The sequence below is a fragment of the Streptococcus sp. HMSC072D07 genome (assembly GCF_001814835.1).
Lineage (GTDB): Bacteria > Bacillota > Bacilli > Lactobacillales > Streptococcaceae > Streptococcus.
Genome location: NZ_KV818067.1, coordinates 68,695 through 85,973, shown reverse-complemented (window position 1 = coordinate 85,973; position 17,279 = coordinate 68,695). Strand labels below are relative to the sequence as shown.

Annotated in this window: 16 protein-coding genes and 1 riboswitch; of the genes, 3 read left to right on the top strand and 13 right to left on the bottom strand. The window is 40.7% G+C overall.

Features of this window, described 5'->3' with window-relative positions; translation table 11 throughout:
* Window positions 1-97: 97 nt before the first annotated feature.
* From HMPREF2991_RS06845 to HMPREF2991_RS06830, 4 genes are all read right to left on the bottom strand, one after another.
* The gene (locus HMPREF2991_RS06845) at window positions 98-487 is read right to left on the bottom strand and encodes a hypothetical protein (RefSeq protein ID WP_070567780.1); all 390 of its coding nucleotides are present in this window, start codon (window positions 485-487) and stop codon (window positions 98-100) included.
* 140 nt (window positions 488-627) lie between these two features.
* On the bottom strand, window positions 628-1,017 hold the full coding sequence (locus tag HMPREF2991_RS06840) for a hypothetical protein (RefSeq protein WP_070567779.1): 390 nt from the start codon (window positions 1,015-1,017) through the stop codon (window positions 628-630).
* A gap of 552 nt (window positions 1,018-1,569) precedes the next feature.
* The gene (locus HMPREF2991_RS06835) at window positions 1,570-2,517 is read right to left on the bottom strand and encodes an AEC family transporter (protein WP_070567777.1); all 948 of its coding nucleotides are present in this window, start codon (window positions 2,515-2,517) and stop codon (window positions 1,570-1,572) included.
* A gap of 80 nt (window positions 2,518-2,597) precedes the next feature.
* On the bottom strand, window positions 2,598-4,223 hold the full coding sequence (locus HMPREF2991_RS06830; protein ID WP_070567775.1) for a malolactic enzyme: 1,626 nt from the start codon (window positions 4,221-4,223) through the stop codon (window positions 2,598-2,600).
* A 370-nt stretch (window positions 4,224-4,593) separates the two neighbouring features.
* On the opposite strand from HMPREF2991_RS06830, the gene HMPREF2991_RS06825 reads away from it, so the two are divergent.
* Both HMPREF2991_RS06825 and HMPREF2991_RS06820 read left to right on the top strand, forming a co-directional pair.
* A complete protein-coding gene (locus HMPREF2991_RS06825) occupies window positions 4,594-4,944 on the top strand; it encodes a helix-turn-helix domain-containing protein (RefSeq protein WP_004185387.1) in 351 nt (116 codons plus the stop codon).
* Window positions 4,945-5,071: 127 nt separating this feature from the next.
* On the top strand, window positions 5,072-5,950 hold the full coding sequence (locus HMPREF2991_RS06820; RefSeq protein ID WP_070567773.1) for a LysR family transcriptional regulator: 879 nt from the start codon (window positions 5,072-5,074) through the stop codon (window positions 5,948-5,950).
* A gap of 207 nt (window positions 5,951-6,157) precedes the next feature.
* Here HMPREF2991_RS06820 and rpsI read toward each other — a convergent pair whose 3' ends face one another.
* The 9 genes from rpsI to HMPREF2991_RS06775 all read right to left on the bottom strand — a co-directional run bounded on the left by rpsI (window position 6,158) and on the right by HMPREF2991_RS06775 (window position 15,527).
* Complete coding sequence (rpsI, locus tag HMPREF2991_RS06815) at window positions 6,158-6,550, bottom strand: 30S ribosomal protein S9 (protein ID WP_000075973.1); 393 nt, start codon at window positions 6,548-6,550, stop codon at window positions 6,158-6,160.
* Window positions 6,551-6,568: 18 nt separating this feature from the next.
* Window positions 6,569-7,015 (bottom strand): 50S ribosomal protein L13, encoded by a 447-nt coding sequence (rplM, locus tag HMPREF2991_RS06810; RefSeq protein WP_001044624.1) that lies wholly within the window; start codon window positions 7,013-7,015, stop codon window positions 6,569-6,571.
* 210 nt (window positions 7,016-7,225) lie between these two features.
* Window positions 7,226-8,425: an ABC transporter permease gene (locus HMPREF2991_RS06805; RefSeq protein ID WP_070567771.1), complete on the bottom strand. Its 1,200-nt coding sequence runs from the start codon at window positions 8,423-8,425 to the stop codon at window positions 7,226-7,228.
* Entirely contained in the window at window positions 8,422-9,315 is an 894-nt protein-coding gene (locus HMPREF2991_RS06800) for an ABC transporter ATP-binding protein (RefSeq protein WP_070567769.1), read from the bottom strand. The genes HMPREF2991_RS06805 and HMPREF2991_RS06800 overlap by 4 nt, the downstream gene beginning before the upstream one ends.
* Window positions 9,316-9,565: 250 nt before the next feature.
* Window positions 9,566-11,971 carry a phenylalanine--tRNA ligase subunit beta gene (gene pheT / locus HMPREF2991_RS06795; RefSeq protein WP_070567767.1) on the bottom strand — a complete coding sequence of 802 codons (2,406 nt, stop codon included), beginning with the start codon at window positions 11,969-11,971 and terminating at the stop codon, window positions 9,566-9,568.
* Between the two features lie 118 nt (window positions 11,972-12,089).
* On the bottom strand, window positions 12,090-13,136 hold the full coding sequence (gene pheS, locus HMPREF2991_RS06790) for a phenylalanine--tRNA ligase subunit alpha (RefSeq protein WP_070567856.1): 1,047 nt from the start codon (window positions 13,134-13,136) through the stop codon (window positions 12,090-12,092).
* A 272-nt stretch (window positions 13,137-13,408) separates the two neighbouring features.
* Entirely contained in the window at window positions 13,409-14,059 is a 651-nt protein-coding gene (locus HMPREF2991_RS06785; RefSeq protein ID WP_049519741.1) for a phosphatase PAP2 family protein, read from the bottom strand.
* The gene (locus HMPREF2991_RS06780; protein WP_049519742.1) at window positions 14,049-14,612 is read right to left on the bottom strand and encodes an ECF transporter S component; all 564 of its coding nucleotides are present in this window, start codon (window positions 14,610-14,612) and stop codon (window positions 14,049-14,051) included. The genes HMPREF2991_RS06785 and HMPREF2991_RS06780 overlap by 11 nt, the downstream gene beginning before the upstream one ends.
* Before the next feature lie 153 nt (window positions 14,613-14,765).
* Window positions 14,766-14,983, bottom strand: a riboswitch (FMN riboswitch).
* Window positions 14,984-15,023: 40 nt separating this feature from the next.
* Complete coding sequence (locus HMPREF2991_RS06775) at window positions 15,024-15,527, bottom strand: tRNA (cytidine(34)-2'-O)-methyltransferase (RefSeq protein WP_049479473.1); 504 nt, start codon at window positions 15,525-15,527, stop codon at window positions 15,024-15,026.
* Between the two features lie 399 nt (window positions 15,528-15,926).
* On the opposite strand from HMPREF2991_RS06775, the gene trkA reads away from it, so the two are divergent.
* Window positions 15,927-17,276 (top strand): Trk system potassium transporter TrkA, encoded by a 1,350-nt coding sequence (gene trkA / locus HMPREF2991_RS06770; RefSeq protein ID WP_070683729.1) that lies wholly within the window; start codon window positions 15,927-15,929, stop codon window positions 17,274-17,276.
* The last annotated feature ends 3 nt before the right edge of the window (window positions 17,277-17,279 follow it).

The following is a 17,279-nucleotide window of genomic DNA, read 5'->3' as shown; positions in this document are numbered from 1 at the left end:
ATGAATGTAAAAAAATACTTTTGGCAAGTATTCAAAGTCAATAGGGAATGAGTGATATTAAATTTGAGTAAAAATTATCAAAGGTTTTTAATTACTATTAGTCAAGCAGTTTACCCCCAATACGCAACGGACTACCAATTCCGATAGAATTAATTAAAATTTTTCCATCTGTAATCTTAATAATAACACTCCAGCTTGAGTTTGATATATTATTAAATCCTCCATAAACCTGAACAATCTCCCCGCCTCCTTGAGGTGTACCATTTCCTATCTTATCCCATTGTGTCTGTTTCCAATCTATTTGAACCGATTCGACTTTAGGATTTAAAGATTTTACAAACTCCTTAATCTCCTCTTCATGCTCCTTTAGATATGCCAACTGCTTAGCTCGTGGGCTTAGAAATAAATTTGTTTCTTGTGCTAGCCATGCTCCGCCTCCAAAGACTACAATGGACAAAACCAGCAAAATCAAGGCACGTTTTTTCATCTCTTTCCTCCTATATAGCGGAATCTAAGTTTATTATATCATGAATGTAAAAAAATACTTTTGGCAAGTATTAGAAGTCAGTGGGGAGTGAAGAGAATATTAAATTTGAGTAAAAATTATCAAATTTTTTAAAATTACTGTTAGTCAAAAATCCTTCCTCCCATTCGTAAATAATTGGCTAAAGCCATTGAATTAGGAATAATTTTGCCATTCTCAATATCAAAAGTAACATTCCAAGAGGAGGACTCAATATGATTAAAACCACCATATACATTTACAATTTCTCCGCCTCCTTGAGGGGTCCCATTCCCAACTTTTTCCCATTTAGTTTCATCCCAAGAAATCTGAACAGATTCAATCTTTGAATTTTTAGACTTTACAAATTTTACAATTTCTTCTTCATGTTCCTTAAAATAATCCAACTGCTTAGCTCGTGGGCTTAGAAATAAATTTGTTTCTTGTGCTAGCCATGCTCCGCCTCCAAATATTACAAGTGCTAAAATCAGCCAAAGTAAGGTACGTTTTTTCATAATGATGCTCCTTCAGATATATCATCTCCCTCTTACAATCCAAAACTCCTTAATTAAAAACAAATTACGGATCTATTGTTGCTTTAGAAATAGAAGATTGTCATTAAAACTAGTATAGCATAAAAGCCTCAAACAGCCTATTTCACCAATCACTCTTATTGAAGGCTTGTTAATAATCTGACCAGAAGGATTTGAGTTGAATGCAAAGAAACAACTGACTTTGTCAGATTGCAGCCACATTTGTAAGCGACTAAAGTCGCAACAACTGTGTCAATTGAACCAATTTAGTAAGAAAGTACAAAAAAGAACACCCCGAAAGGTGCTCTTTGTAAGTATCGTAATTCTTTCGAATGAACGTTTACTAAACTGTGACGCTTTACGAGCTTTTTCAAGCCTGATTTGGAAAGTACGAGTTTCAGTTGGGTTAAAAACTGCACAATATCAAGGATTTTAAGAACAATATCTACTTATTCATTTCATAAAATATGAATTAATAGATTCTAAATAGGGGAATTTCTTAACGCATAACTTTCAATCCTATTCTCTTCCTTCTTATCCTAATAAAGTTTGTAATATTGGAATAACAACGATAAATAGAACCGTACTTAAAGTCACTACATTCGTGGAGAATTCCACATCTCCTTTTCCCTGATTAGCAAGGATCGGGAGAACGGCTAGAGCTGGTGTAGCGGACTGAATCATAAAGGTCTTAAATTCTACTATCGCCATATTTGGTGCAAAGAACTTCAATACAAGAAGCATGATCAGAGGAGCTAGGATAAAGCGTCCAACTAAAGTGACAATTGTATCTTTATCAAAAGTAATAGTATTCAAACCTGCCTTTGCAAGAACGATACCAATATAAATCAGAGATAAGGGAGTGACGATATTTCCAACATAGGTTAAGGTGTTCGTTACGAAATCTGGAATAGAGATTCGGAGAAGCAAAAATAGTAGGGCGACAAGAAAACCTACAAGCGGAGCTGGTAGCAATTTCTTCCAGTCAAATTTACTTGTCTTCTTGCTTTGACCCGATTTACTATCGCTCGTCATCAAATACACGCCCAATGTCCAGGTGGAAATCGTATTGGTGATATAGTAAATTAAGAAATAAGGAAGAGCCTGATCACCAAAAAGAGCAACGTTTAAGGGTAAACCGATAAAAATAGTATTGGCATTCACAAAGGTATTAATCATGGTCCCTCGCCGTCCTGAACGGACCTTGAAAAGTATAACTGTAATATAAGCTACGATATAGCCCAAGATAAATGCCACAAAAGTATAAAGGAGGCCTCCAGAAAGACTGATTAGTTTATCTAGTGTTAGGTATTTCATCACCGACACAAAAATTGACGCTGGCAAGGCTACATTCATGATCAAACGAGACAGATTGGGACCAAAGTCATCTCCAAACCATCCCCTCACCTGAAGAATATACCCCAAAACAATAATAGCGATAATCGGAATGATACTTGTAATCGAGGTTAAAAAGAGTGACATAGGTATCCTTTCTAAATTACTTAAGTCCACAGCCCATACAAATCTGTCGCTATAGAAGGATAGACAGCAACAGGAATGAATTATCTATACTCTGGATACCACTTCAAATCACGAACTGCTTTGGCCATATCTGTTTCCTTAGCGCGTGCAAGACCTTGCTCTTGCGCTTTTTTAGCAACTGCTTCTGCTACTTTAATAGAAACATCTGCTACATATTTGAACGGCGGCAAAACAGGAGCTCCTGGTTGGCCTGGATTGACAATACCACTCAATGAGTGAGCCGCTGCTCCAATCATTTCATCAGTTAAAAGACTTGCTTCAGAAGCCAGCATACCTAGACCAAGACCTGGGTAAATCAAGGCATTATTGGCTTGACCAATCACATAGTCGACACCTTTATAAGAAACCGTATCAGCAGGAATTCCTGTTGCGACAAAAGCTTTTCCATCTGACCATTCAATCAAATCTTTGGCACTAGCTTCAGCTAGTTTGGTTGGATTTGACAAAGGGAAGATCATCGGACGCTCTGTATTTTCACACATAGCCTCTACTATTTCTTTCGTGAAGGTATTAGGCTGAGTCGAAGTTCCTACAAGAATGGTTGGCTTCACAGTCTTCACTACTTCAAGCAGGTCAGTCAACTTGTCTGCGTTACTAAAGTCAGCACGTTTCTTAGCAAACGGTTTTTGTTCAGGGGTTAGGTCATCCATGTCATCAAAGAGAAGACCTTGTTTATCAACCATAAAGAAACGTTTATAAGCTTCTTCTTCAGAAAGACCTTCACTCACCATTTCACGAAGAACACGAGCGGCAATTCCTGCACCCGCAGTACCACCACCATAGCAGAGATAAACTTGATCTGTTAATTTTTCACCACTAATATCCAGTGAACCAAAGATACCACCCAAGGTAACGATTCCTGTACCTTGAATATCATCATTAAAAGTTGGAATTTGTTTCCGGTATTTTTCAAGAATATTGGCAGCATTCAAGCGGCCGAAGTCTTCCCAGTGAAGGTAGAGTTTAGGAAAGAGACGTTCTGCTGTTTGAACAAATTGGTCAATAAAGTCGTAGTAACGATCTCCGCGAACCCGCTCGTGACGATTCCCTAAGTAATTAGGATTGTTACGAAGTTCTTCACGGTTAGTCCCTGCATCAATGACTAAAGGAAGAACCATAGAAGGATCGATTCCAGCAGCACCCGTGTAGACCATCAATTTTCCAACAGAAATATCGACACCATTTGTTCCCCAGTCACCGATTCCAAGAATTCCTTCTGCATCTGTTACGACAATGAGACGAATCTCGCGATCACCAGCAGCATTTTTCAAAGTGGCTTCAATATTTTCAGGATGATTAATATCAAGATACCCCGCATATTGCGGATCTACAAAGAGGTCACTGTAGCCTTCAATGGTATCTGCAATGGTTGGGTCATATACAATTGGATTGAATTCTTCCAAATGTTGAGAAAAGAGATAATAGAAGAGAGTACGGTTGGTATTAAAAATTTCCATTAGGAAAAGACGTTTTTCCAAATCATTTACTTTTGTTTGCATTTGCTCATAAGTTTGTGCCGCTTGTTCTTCAATGGTTTGAACATAAGGTGGCAATAAACCAATAAGACCTAGTTCCTTCCGTTCCTCTAAGGTAAAGGCAGTCCCTTTATTAAGGAAAGGGTTATTTAAAATATCATGTGCAGTCATAGTGCAACCTCCTTTTTGATAATATTATACCACTTAATATGTATTTTCAGTCGAACTTTGTTATTTAAAAAATACAATCGTAAGTGTATATGTTATAATGAGTCTAGAAGTAAAGCGTTATTGAAAACTCTTTATTCTGTAGATTATTACTCAAAGCACCATTTTGTGATTCTTTAACCTCTTTATGTTATAAATTTCTATACTCATAAGATTTTCGGTAATCGCTCTTTACCATCGGACAAATAAAGCCATACTAAAATATAAATTTATAAGGCAAATTACAATAGATAAATATCATTTAAGTTTTTTATACAATACTTCGTATTTTTTAAGGTGTTTTTTTGTCATACAAAACTTGTATTCTATTTATATGACAACTAAAAACTATTTACAACAATATATTTCCAAAAAAGTGAAATATTTTCGAACACAAAACAAAATGAGCCAGGAAGAACTTTCGGAACAAGCGGGACTTGGGCTTAAGTATATCAACCAACTCGAAAACCAAAATGTGAATCTGACCATTCACAGTCTTGAAAAAGTGATTGACGCCCTAGAGATGACCCCAGAGGAATTTTTCAATTTTGATAGCCTTGAATCAACCTCTGATAAGACTGACAATCTTTCACTCAAAAGAATCAACATGAAGATTAAACAGCTCCCTATTGATAAACGAGAAAAGATCTTGGTCATTTTTGAAAGTATCTTAGATAATCTTTGATATCCCTGACTCACTTATATTTTAACCAGCGAATACTCGTATAGTCAAATTGTAGGATACGGATAAAAAGTATTTATCTGGTGATTTCCACTTATTTTCCTTCTCCAACTAATGAAAGTGAGCCCATATGAATTTAAAAGATCTACAATATTTTTATGACCTCTGCCAGCTTCAATCCTATACGGAAGTAGCAAAACAACATAAAGTCAGCCAACCATCTATTTCTTATGCCATCAAGCGCTTAGAGGAATCTTTTAACTGCAAATTGATTCACCCCGATCCCTCGCATCGTTCCTTCAAACTAACTCCTCAAGGACAAATCCTTCTGAAGCATACAGAACTGATTTTACCTGAGGTCATTTCTACTCGCAAAGAAATTAATCGCTCTTTGGCGCATTGCTCTACTGTAGGATTCCCTCCTATTATCATTCAGTATCTTTTCTCTGTCTTAAATAAAGAAACTGAATTTGATTTTTTAAAAAAGGTACGTCCTATTCGTGGTGGATCTGTAGAATTATTAAATCTTCTCCTTAAGGGAGAACTAGATGCGAGCTTACTCGGATTGATTGAACCACTCAATCATCCTTCAATAGAGACACATGAACTCTTTCATAAAGAACTGTATGTCGTTTTATCTAAGAACCATCCTCTTGCCACTGCTCCTTCCCTTGCTTTTGCAGAATTAGTAGATCAATCCTTTATACTCTTAGACGAACACTTTGTTCATCTAAAAGCTTTTGAACTACTTAATCAAAAGCATCAAAACAAGGCAGAAATATTCTTTAAGACTGATGACATTGTCATTCTTAAAGAACTTTTAAAGAAAGGGATTGGCGTTAGTTTACTGGCTGATATCGCCCTTTCTGATGAAGATGATGATTTAATAAAAATCCCTCTAATACCGAAGGACCATATAACATTTACAGTTTATTACGCTTATCTCAAATCAGCTACACCGTCATCAGAAGTAGAGGACTTATTTAATCTCATTAAATCATATGAATAGAAAAAACTCTAACTATCAACTACCTGATAGCTAGAGTTTTTTACATTATAGGTAGTAGACTAAAGCACGAAGAAATAGGATATTATCAACGAATCTTTTCATTTACCTGATACCATTCAACGAGATTCCCAATTATAAATCTACAAAGTGTCGATAAAAAAGAACACCCCGAAAGGTGCTCTTTGTATGTATTGTAATTCTCTCGAATTAACGTTTACTAAATTGTGATGCTTTACGAGCCTTTTTCAAGCCTGGTTTCTTACGTTCAACTTTACGTGAGTCACGTGTAAGAAGTCCTGCGCGTTTCAATGAATCGCGGAAGTCTGGGTCTACTTGAAGAAGGGCACGAGCGATACCATGACGGATAGCTCCTGATTGACCAGCATATCCACCACCAACAACGTTAACGAAAACGTCGTATGAACCTACAGTTGAAGTAACCGCGAATGGTTGGTTGATAACAAGACGAAGGTCAGCGTGTGGGATGTACTCTTCAACATCTTTTTTGTTAACAGTGATTTTACCAGTTCCTGGAACAAGGCGAACGCGTGCAACAGCGTTTTTACGTCGTCCAGTACCTGCATATTGTGCTTGTGACATACTTTATTGTTCCTTTCCTTAGATAAGTCCTGAAATATCAAGAACTTCTGGTTGTTGTGCAGCGTGAGTGTGCTCAGCTCCAACGAATACTTTCAATTTCATACCTTGAGCGCGACCAAGAGTATTGTGTGGAAGCATACCTTTAACTGATTTTTCGATCAAACGTACTGCATTTTTAGAACGTAGTTCACCAGCAGAGATTTGTTTCAATCCACCTGGGTGGTTTGAGTGAGTGTAATAGATCTTATCAGTTGCTTTTTTACCAGTCAATTTAACTTTTTCAGCATTGATAACGATTACGAAGTCACCTGTATCAGTGTGTGGTGTGAATGTTGGTTTATTTTTTCCGCGAAGTACGCTAGCAACAACTGCTGAAAGGCGTCCAAGAGGTACATCAGTTGCGTCAACAACATACCATTTGCGTTCTACTTGGCCTGGTTTAGCCATGAATGTAGTTTTGTTCATGATTTCTCCTATATGAATATCGTTTTTGTTTACAGGGCGGATGTTCCGGTCCGCGGGGTATTTGAAAGGTTCCGGGGCCTTACAAATGGGGTAAACAATACCGTCTACTATCATACCAAATTTTACTACTAAAAGTCAATAGATATGAAAAATATTTTTGCCGATTTCAGTGTTTAACATCTAGAAAAACCTCGCTTTTGCGAGGCTCTCCTATTTATAAGCTAAGGCACGTTTAAAGGTTTTCCAGATTCCCAAATCATCTGTTTGAAGGACTAGACTAGCATACATGCGTCCGATAAAGGCTGTTGCAGTGACCGCAAAAACAACCGTTATGGCAAGTGAAATCCAGGCTTCTAAATCACTCGCATACCCATTTATAGCTCTAAATGGCATAAAGAAGGTCGAGATGAAAGGAATATAGGAACCAATTTTCAGAACTAAATTATCCCCAGCAGCACCTAGAGAGGTCACACCGACAAATCCTGCTATAATCAAGATCATCAATGGCGACAAGGCCTTTCCTGAATCCTCAGGGCGAGAAACCATAGATCCTAGGAAGGCTGCTAAAACAACGTACATAAAGAGGCTAACCAAGACAAACAATAAGGTATTGAGCGAGAAGGCCTCTCCTAGATGATTTAAAATTCCAGATTGTGCCAAGATAGGGATGTCTTTAAAGAGCAGAATGGCAGCCAGCCCACCCACGACGTAAATGCCAATATGAGTCAAAATCACAAGAAGCAGAGCCAGCATGCGAGCGTAAAAATAATGACTAGCTCGGATACTAGAGAATACCACCTCCATGATTTTGGTTCCTTTCTCGCTAGCCACTTCCTGAGCAGTGACACTAGCATAGGTAATCAAAATCATATAAAGGAAGAAGCCAAGCCCTGCGGCCGCAATGGTTTGAACAATTTTTTTGTTTTCCTTAGATTCATCAATCTTCTCAGTAAAATCAACGGTTTGACTCAGACGTTTTTCCTGTTCTTGAGACAAATTGGCTGCCGAACGATTGAGTTGGTATTGCAGTTCATTTAACTTATTGGTTACTGCTAGTTTGATGCCTGTTTCAAGAGAAGTTTCACCATGATAGACGGCCTTGAGGACACTGTCCTCTTGGTCAATGGTTAGGTAACCCTTGATTTTCTCATCCTTGATAGCAGCCTGGGCACTGGCTTCATCCTTATAATCAAAGTTGATACCATTGGTACCCTTGAGCCCTTCTTCCACAGATGGCACAGTTGTTACTACTGCTATCTTGCTATTCTTGGCCATAGAAGACCCTTGGAGAAAGCCGATTCCTACAGATAAGGCTAAAAAGAGGAACGGCGAAATCACCATAAAGAAGAAACTCCACGACTTGACATGTCGAAGATAGGTTTCCTTCATTACAACCCACATATTTCTCATACTTCCACCCCCGATTCTAGTTTAAAGATTTCATCGATTGTTGGAGCTTGTTGGTCAAAGGTCGCGATGTATTGACCTTGAGTGAGGATTGGGAAGAGTTCTCTTCCAGCGCTCTCATCATCTAGGATCAATTTCCAACTGCCTTGCTTGGTCAAGCTCACCTGTTTGACATGAGGAAGATTTTCCAATTCTTCCTTGCTTCGTTCACTTGAAACAAAGAGACGCGTTTTCCCGTATTGATTGCGAACTTCTTGGACCGGTCCGTGCAAGACTACACGCCCATCACGAATCATCAGGATATCATCGCAAAGCTCCTCGACATTGGTCATGACATGGTCAGAAAAGATAATGATTGCACCGCGCTCTTTCTCTTTCAAGATGACTTGTTTGAGTAACTCGGTATTAACTGGATCCAAACCACTAAAAGGCTCATCCAAGATAATCAAGTCTGGCTCATGGATTAGGGTGATAATGAGCTGAATTTTCTGCTGATTCCCTTTGGAAAGGCTCTTGATTTTGTCGGTCAATTTGCCCTTCACTTCCAATTTCTCCATCCATTGGGGGAGTTTTTCCTTGACTTCCTTGGCATCCATGCCCTTTAGAGTCGCCAAATAGCGAACTTGTTCAAGGACTGTCAGCTTGGGCATAAGGCTGCGTTCCTCAGGCAGATAACCAATCCGAGCATAGGTTTCCTGACGAATCTCCTGCCCATCCAGACTGATCTCTCCTTGATACTCTAAAAATTTCAACATACTGTGGAAAATCGTTGTTTTCCCAGCACCATTCTTCCCGACCAAGCCCAGAATCCTTCCTGGACTTGCCTGAAAATCGACACCAAACAAGACTTGCTTGGGACCGAAACTTTTCTCTAGATTTCTTACTTCTAACATTTTCCACCTCCGAGATATGTTGCACTTATTATACTCCTTTTTGATAGCCTTTACAACGATTTATGTCCATTTTATCGGATTATAAGTAGCAAAAGTATCCTATCTCTAATAAATTTAAGTGCTTCAGCGATAGCTTTAGTATAACTCATTAAAGACTTTCTGAGATGGCTTCCTCCTCAACTATCGCTTTTCTCTTCTGAACTGTCCTTTTGAAACTAAAAATCCACCCCGAGGGATGGATTTTAGACTATTAACGCACTTCTGCATTCACTTTTTCTTCGAGTGATGCTTGGATTTTTTCCATATAGCGTGCGACTTCTTCGTCTGTTAAGCTATCTTCTGGATTTTGGAAGGTCAAGCTATAGGCCATTGACTTCATGCCAACTCCCAGTTTTTCGCCTGAGAAGACGTCAAAGAGTTTGATATCTGTCAAACGTTTCACGCCTGCAGCTTGGATAGCGTCTATAACTTCTTGATGAGTGACTTCTGCCTTGAGGAGTAGAGCCACGTCACGGCTGACTGCTGGGAATTTGGTGATTTCCACAAATGGAGCAGCTGGTTGAAGGGCAGCTTCAATGGCTGAAAGGTTGAGCTCCGCTACATAAGTTTCTGGGATATCGTAAGCCTTGGCAGTAACTGGATGCACTTGGCCAAGGAAACCAAGAACTTGGTCGCCAAGTGAAATCACGGCCGTACGTCCTGGGTGAAGGCTAGCAATCTCAGCTGTTGCTGTATAAGTCACTTCTAGTCCCAAGCGAGTAAAGAGCGCTTCAAGGATTCCCTTAGCATAGAAGAAATCAACTGGAACTGCTGCTGTTTGGAAGTCTTTTTCTGCAACCAAGCCTGTCAAAGCAAAGGCAAAGCTGTTGATTTCATTTGGTAAATCTTCTTTTGGATTGCCTGTTTGTTCAAAGACTTTTCCAATCTCGTAAAGAGCCAAATTTTTGTTCTTACGAGCCACGTTATAGGCTACTGTATCCAAAATACCTGAGATCATATTTTGGCGGAGGACTGAACGTTCCACAGTCATTGGCCACATGAGTTCTGTAAGGTTACTTGGTTGAGCCGTAAACTCAACTGCTTTTTCAGGCGTTGTCAGAGCGTAGGTGATGATTTCTGTCAAACCTGCTCCTTCAGCGATGGTACGAACTTGACGGCGCAATTTTTGTGTCGCAGTCAATTCACCAGCTGTACCATCATCTTTTGGAAGACTAGTTGGCAAGCGATCATAACCATAGATACGGGCGATTTCTTCAAAGAGGTCCGCTTCGATGGTAATATCCCAACGACGACGAGGTACGCTGACTGTGAAGGCTTCAGCATTTCCAGAAAGTCCAAAGCCAAGACGACGGAAGACATCTTCCACATCAGCATATGAAAGCTCCGTACCAAGGACGCGGTTAACGTCAGCCAGAGTCGAAGAAACTTCTACATCAGAAGTATCAAGCGCTCCTGCTGAAACGATACCCTTACGCACAGTCGCACCTGCAAGTTCCGCAATCATGCTCGCCGCAGCATCAAGGGCTTCGTTAACAGTTGCCACATTGATACCTTTTTCAAAGCGAGAAGATGATTCAGAACGAAGGTTGAGGCGTCCGCTAGTCTTGCGGATGGATTTGCCATTGAAGACAGCTGCTTCAAGGACAACACGACTAGAATTTTCAGAGATTTCTGTTGTTTGACCACCCATGACACCTGCAAGGGCTACTGGCTTGTCTGCGACAGTGATAACTAAGTCATTTGTTTCCAAGTCACGTTCTTCACCGTCCAAGGTCACCAATTTTTCACCAGCACGTGCTTCACGCACACGGATGTCATTGCCTTCAAAGGTATCCAAATCAAAGGCATGCATCGGTTGACCAAAGTAGAGTAGGATATAGTTGGTCACGTCTACAACGTTATTGATGGGACGGATACCTTCATTCATAAGAAGGTTTTGCAACCATTGTGGACTTGGTGCGATGGTCACATTATCCAAGATACGGGCCGCATAGTAAGGCGCCTTGTCTGTCTCAATGCCTACAGAAAGGGCGTCTGCTGCAGATTCATTTGTTTCTGTTAAGGTAAATGCTTTAAAGTTAACTGCCTTATCATAGATAGCTGCTACTTCGTGAGCCACACCACGCATAGATAGAGCGTCTGCACGGTTTGGTGTGATAGAAAGTTCGATGATTTCATCATCCAAGTCTAGATATGAGAAGACTTCCTCACCTGGTACTGCATCTTGAGGCAAGATTTGAATACCATCTGCGAATTCCTTCGGTACGACCGAGTCAGAAATACCTAATTCACCAAGCGAACAGATCATTCCAAGTGACTCTAAACCACGGATTTTCCCTTTTTTGATCTTGTAATTGTCAGCAATACGAGCTCCTGGAAGAGCTACCATGACCTTGATCCCAGCACGCACATTTGGGGCACCACAAACGATCTGACGGGCTTCTTCTTCGCCAACGTTAACCTGACAGACATGCAAGTGTGTTTCTGGCACATCTTCGCAAGACAAGACCTCACCGACGACAATTTTTGAGAGACCGGCAGCTGGTGATTCGACACCTTCGACCTCAATCCCTGTAGTTGACATTTTCTCAGCCAACTCTTGTGATGGCACATCAATGTCCACCAATTCTTTTAACCATTTATAAGATACAAGCATAATTCTGATTGTAAGATCTCACAGAATAAGACCTTTTCAATTCCTTTCTTTTTCTTTGAGTCAGTCCTCACCATTCTCATCAAGAGAAAATAACTAGACTGTGTTTCAGGTTTCAATCTTATTTAAACTGTTCTGAAAAACGGACATCTCCTTGATAGAATCCGCGAATATCGTTGATTCCGTAACGGAGCATAGCGACACGCTCTTGACCAAGACCAAAGGCAAAGCCAGAGTAAACAGTCGCATCGATTCCACTCATTTCAAGGACACGTGGGTGAACCATACCGGCACCCATAATCTCGATCCAACCTGTTTTCTTACATACGTTACAGCCTTCTCCACCACACTTGAAGCAGGAAACATCCACCTCAACAGATGGCTCTGTGAATGGGAAATAGGATGGACGCAGACGGATCTGACGCTCTTCACCGAACATCTTTTGGACAATCAACTGAAGGGTTCCTTGAAGGTCTGCCATAGAGATGTTTTTCCCAACAACCAATCCTTCGATTTGGTGGAACTGGTGACTGTGGGTTGCATCGTCCGTATCACGACGGAACACACGCCCCGGTGAGATCATCTTCAAAGGACCTTTTGAAAAATCATGAGCATCCATAGCACGCGCCTGAACTGGAGACGTGTGAGTACGGAGCAAGATTTCTTCTGTGATATAGAAAGTGTCCTGCATATCGCGAGCTGGGTGATCTTTTGGGAGGTTCATACGCTCGAAGTTATAGTAGTCTTGCTCCACTTCAAAACCATCCACGACTTGGTACCCCATCCCGATGAAAATATCTTCGATTTCTTCACTGGTTTGTGTGAGGACATGACGATGCCCAGTCGCAACTGGGCGACCTGGAAGTGTCACATCAATGCTCTCGCTAGCTAGTTGAGCTACGACTTTCTTTTCTTCCAAGAGCTTAGCTGTTTCTTCAAAGGCTGCCGTCAAAACATCACGAGCTTCATTAACATGTTTCCCGATGATTGGACGCATCTCAGCAGAGACATCTTTCATCCCTTTAAGGATTTCCGTAAGCGACCCTTTTTTACCAAGGACAGAAACACGCAAGTCTTGCATCTCTTTTTCATTTTCAGCAGTAATCTGCTTCAAGCTAGCCAGCGTTTCTTCGCGAAGCGCTTTTAATTGTTCTTCAATAGTTGACATAATTCCTCCATCAGTCTCTCGTAGATAAAAAGAAAACCACATGCCAAAAACTCCACTCGGAGCGTTGACACGCGGTACCATCCGTTTTCATCTGACAAGTCAGACCTTCATTTCTAAATCCATGCGCAAGTGAATTCACCCAGCTTTCATATAGAGAGCTTGCAGTCACGGCTCTCCTCCCTGATATACTTCCCTTGAGTTACTAGTCTTGCGGATTCCTATTCAATTACTACTTAGTTTATCAGATTTTTACCATTCTTGCAAGACCTATCTCACTTCTGCTTGCCTTTAAATCGCCATTGGAAGCGAAGCTTGTCATAGAAAGGAAATTCGATAAACAAGACTCCCAAGCCCACACAGAAACTGGCAAGAACATCTGATGGATAGTGAACTCCCAGATAGACCCGAGATAGCAGCACACTGACTAGGTAGACCCCAAGGACGATTTGCACAATTTTTCTCCAAACCGGATCTTTAATCCGTTGACTGAGAATGACAATCAAAGTCCCTACCATCAGCGTCACTGCCAGAGAATGCCCGCTTGGGAAGGAAAATCCCTTCTCCTCTACCAAGTGTAAGATAGCTGGTCGTGGGCGCTGGTAAATATTTTTAAAGGTCACAATCAAAAGACCGGCTAAGGCTAGATTGCCCGCCATGAAGTAGCTTTCTATCTTCCACTGCTTACGATAAAAGATAAAGGCTGCGATGGCAACCCAGGTAATGATTACTGGGATATCAATCAAATGCGTAAGGGCACGGAACAGAACCGTTAAATAATCTGGCAAATCCCCACGAAGGGCAGTCTGAAGCGGTTGATCAAAACCGACCAGCGTTTCAGGATAGAACTTAACCATATAGCCAAGAAGGACGAAAAGTAAAAGGGCAAAACTGCCCTTCATTAAAAATGTTTGTTTATCTCTCATAATGTTTTAAGGTTGGTTTCAAGAGGACGTATAACAACCAGAATGAAACGGCAAAGATTAAACCTTCAATCAGGTTAAAAGGTAAAACCATGGTCATCAAGTAGTTAGAAAGTCCTATAATTTCTCTAATATCAAAGTTGGCAAACTGCGCGTATAAAGGAACCGCATAGACATAGTTGAGAACCAACATGGCAGAAGTCAATCCAATAGTTCCCGCTAGAGATGCTAGTAGGAAACGAAGGGTGCTGCGTTCCTTTTTCCAAATCAAACCAAAGACGATAACAAAAACTCCCAGAGCTACGATATTCATTGGCAAGCCAATGTAAGTATTCACTCCCTGGCTATTGAGAAGCAACTTCAAGAGTGATCGCAACAAGAGAATCCCGAGAGCAGCTGGCAAATCCATGACCACCAAGCCCACAAGGACTGGCAAGATACTAAACTCGATCTTGAGGAAGGTCGCCGCTGGCAAGAGCGGAAAGTCAAAGTACATCAGCACAAATGAAATGGCTGATAAAATCGCAATGGTCGAAAGTCGACGTGTGTTTGTCATAACAGGTTCCTCCAATTTTCTATAAAATCAGAAGAAGTTGGAAAGGATCCCTCTATCTATTCTCACTTTTTATATCCCAAAAGTTCCCCCTCACTCTTTTGAGCAAGCGGTTGCAATTCATCTATAAACTCATCAGAACAGACAAAGCCATTCTTTCGTCTTCTCCCATCCAGACTATACTGTCGGTTGTGGAATCGCACCACATCAGCTTGCGCTCGCGGACTTCTTTAACTAAGATATTTTGGATTAATCTAGGCGTCGCAGTCGAAGATAATACTTGAGTATATCGAGACAAGACAACGAAGAGTAAGCCAGAATAGCTAGTTAAAGTCACCGCCGGTCGGGAATCACACCCAGCCCTGAAGACCCTTTAATCATAACAAAAAACGCTTGCAAGTGCAAGCGTTTTGATTATTTCAATTTATCTGCTTCATAGGTGTGAACAAGCTCAAGACCTGCAAAGTTCTGCTGGCGGAGGGCTTCATAAACAATCATGCATACGGTATTCGAAACATTGAGGCTGCGAACGTGTTCATCGTTCATAGGAATACGGAGAGCCTTCTCAGGATGGTCTCGCATAAAGTCCTCGGGCAAGCCCTTGTCTTCACGTCCAAAGAGAAAATAATGGTCTTCGTCAGTCGATAAATCCACCTCAGAATACACTTTCTCAGCAAATTTCGAAATCAGATAGACTTGTCCTTTCATCTGAGACATGAAATCTTCCAAGCTGTCATAAAAATAAATCTCAAGCTTATCCCAGTAATCCAAACCAGCCCGCTTCATCTTTCGGTCGTCAATGGGAAAGCCCATTGGTTTAATGATGTGGAGGGGAGAATTGGTCGCAGCGCAAGTACGCGCAATGTTACCTGTATTTTGTGGAATCTGAGGCTCGAATAATACAATGTGATTTGTCATGACGGGTTTCCTTTTATCATTGCAAAAAAATAGCCACACTGCCCGGAGTCAAGCTCAGCAAACAGCGTGGTTAAGGCGTCGTTAACTTACCTCACAACAGGTTTGAAGTAAATCAGCGAAACTACTTCCTTAGTATAACACTTTCAGAATCATTGTCAATAGAAACGACTTGATTTTTTTACTTTTTTTGATGATATTTTCATGTTTGGTCATTCCTTTCTGAAAAGGTATGGCAAAAGAGCCAAATCACTTCAAATCAGAGACATTGTCATAGAAGTTAAACAAATGTAGCTTCAAAACTTGAAAAAAGTCTTTCTTCCCCTAAAAATCGCCTTAGCAAGTGCATTTTTTGCTAAAAAAGGGTATGATAGTTACATCATGAAAAAGTAGGTTTTTTATATGAAAATTGTCCTTGTTGGTGGAGGGAAAGTTGGTTTCGCCCTCTGTCGTTCACTGGTTGCAGAAAACCATGACGTTGTCCTCATCGAACAAGATGAGGCTGTCCTCAATCACATTGTCAGTCGCTATGATATCATAGGTCTCCTTGGAAATGGTGCTGACTTTGCCATCTTGGAGCAAGCCGGTGTTCAAGAGTGTGATATCTTTATTGCTCTAACCGAATACGATGAAGTGAATATGATTTCAGCGGTACTTGCTAAGAAAATGGGCGCTAAAGAAACCATCGTTCGGGTACGAAATCCTGAATACTCCAATGCCTATTTTAAAGAGAAAAATATTCTTGGATTCTCACTTATCGTTAACCCAGAACTCCTAGCAGCGCGTGCGATCTCAAATATCATTGATTTCCCTAATGCCCTCTCTGTCGAACGATTTGCCGGAGGTCGGGTCAGTCTCATGGAATTTGTTGTCAAGGATTCTAGCGGTCTTTGTCAAATGCCAATCTCAGACTTCCGTAAAAAGTTTGGGAATATTATTGTCTGTGCTATGGAGAGAGATCATCAACTGATGATCCCAAGTGGTGATATTATTATCCAAGACAAGGATAGGATTTTTGTTACGGGAAATCGTGTAGATATGATGCTTTTCCATAACTATTTTAAATCTCGTGCAGTGAAAAGCTTACTTATCGTTGGAGCTGGAAAGATTGCTTATTATCTACTCGGCATTTTAAAAGACAGTCGCATTGATACCAAGGTCATCGAGATCAATCCTGAAAGAGCTCGTTTCTTCAGCGAAAAGTTCCCCAATCTCTATATTGTCCAAGGAGATGGAACTGCAAAAGACATTTTGCTGGAAGAAAGTGCTCCCCACTATGATGCAGTCGCAACCTTGACTGGGGTTGATGAGGAAAATATCATCACCTCTATGTTTCTTGACCGAGTTGGCGTCCATAAGAATATCACCAAGGTCAACCGAACAAGCCTTTTAGAGATTATCCACGCGCCTGATTTTTCAAGTATTATCACACCAAAAAGCATCGCAGTGGATACCATTATGCACTTTATCCGTGGTCGAGTAAACGCTCAGTATTCAGATCTTCAAGCCATGCACCATCTAGCAAACGGTCAAATTGAAACTCTCCAATTCCAAATCAAGGAAGCTAATAAAATGACTGCCAAACCTCTATCACAGTTGAAATTGAAAAAAGGGGTTCTCATTGCAGCCATTATCCGAAAAGGAAAAACAATCTTCCCTACTGGAGAGGATATGCTTGAGGTGGGAGACAAGTTACTCGTGACGACCTTATTGCCAAACATCACCAAAATTTATGATTTGATTGAGAGGTAAAAA

Bases quoted from the DNA above. Each gene is read 5' to 3' on its own strand.
- HMPREF2991_RS06845 (WP_070567780.1), bottom strand. From the start codon at position 487: ATGAAAAAACGTGCCTTGATTTTGCTGGTTTTGTCCATTGTAGTCTTT.
- HMPREF2991_RS06840 (WP_070567779.1), bottom strand. From the start codon at position 1,017: ATGAAAAAACGTACCTTACTTTGGCTGATTTTAGCACTTGTAATATTT.
- HMPREF2991_RS06835 (WP_070567777.1), bottom strand. From the start codon at position 2,517: ATGTCACTCTTTTTAACCTCGATTACAAGTATCATTCCGATTATCGCT.
- HMPREF2991_RS06830 (WP_070567775.1), bottom strand. From the start codon at position 4,223: ATGACTGCACATGATATTTTAAATAACCCTTTCCTTAATAAAGGGACT.
- HMPREF2991_RS06825 (WP_004185387.1), top strand. From the start codon at position 4,594: ATGACAACTAAAAACTATTTACAACAATATATTTCCAAAAAAGTGAAA.
- HMPREF2991_RS06820 (WP_070567773.1), top strand. From the start codon at position 5,072: ATGAATTTAAAAGATCTACAATATTTTTATGACCTCTGCCAGCTTCAA.
- rpsI (WP_000075973.1), bottom strand. From the start codon at position 6,550: ATGTCACAAGCACAATATGCAGGTACTGGACGACGTAAAAACGCTGTT.
- rplM (WP_001044624.1), bottom strand. From the start codon at position 7,015: ATGAACAAAACTACATTCATGGCTAAACCAGGCCAAGTAGAACGCAAA.
- HMPREF2991_RS06805 (WP_070567771.1), bottom strand. From the start codon at position 8,425: ATGAGAAATATGTGGGTTGTAATGAAGGAAACCTATCTTCGACATGTC.
- HMPREF2991_RS06800 (WP_070567769.1), bottom strand. From the start codon at position 9,315: ATGTTAGAAGTAAGAAATCTAGAGAAAAGTTTCGGTCCCAAGCAAGTC.
- pheT (WP_070567767.1), bottom strand. From the start codon at position 11,971: ATGCTTGTATCTTATAAATGGTTAAAAGAATTGGTGGACATTGATGTG.
- pheS (WP_070567856.1), bottom strand. From the start codon at position 13,136: ATGTCAACTATTGAAGAACAATTAAAAGCGCTTCGCGAAGAAACGCTG.
- HMPREF2991_RS06785 (WP_049519741.1), bottom strand. From the start codon at position 14,059: ATGAGAGATAAACAAACATTTTTAATGAAGGGCAGTTTTGCCCTTTTA.
- HMPREF2991_RS06780 (WP_049519742.1), bottom strand. From the start codon at position 14,612: ATGACAAACACACGTCGACTTTCGACCATTGCGATTTTATCAGCCATT.
- HMPREF2991_RS06775 (WP_049479473.1), bottom strand. From the start codon at position 15,527: ATGACAAATCACATTGTATTATTCGAGCCTCAGATTCCACAAAATACA.
- trkA (WP_070683729.1), top strand. From the start codon at position 15,927: ATGAAAATTGTCCTTGTTGGTGGAGGGAAAGTTGGTTTCGCCCTCTGT.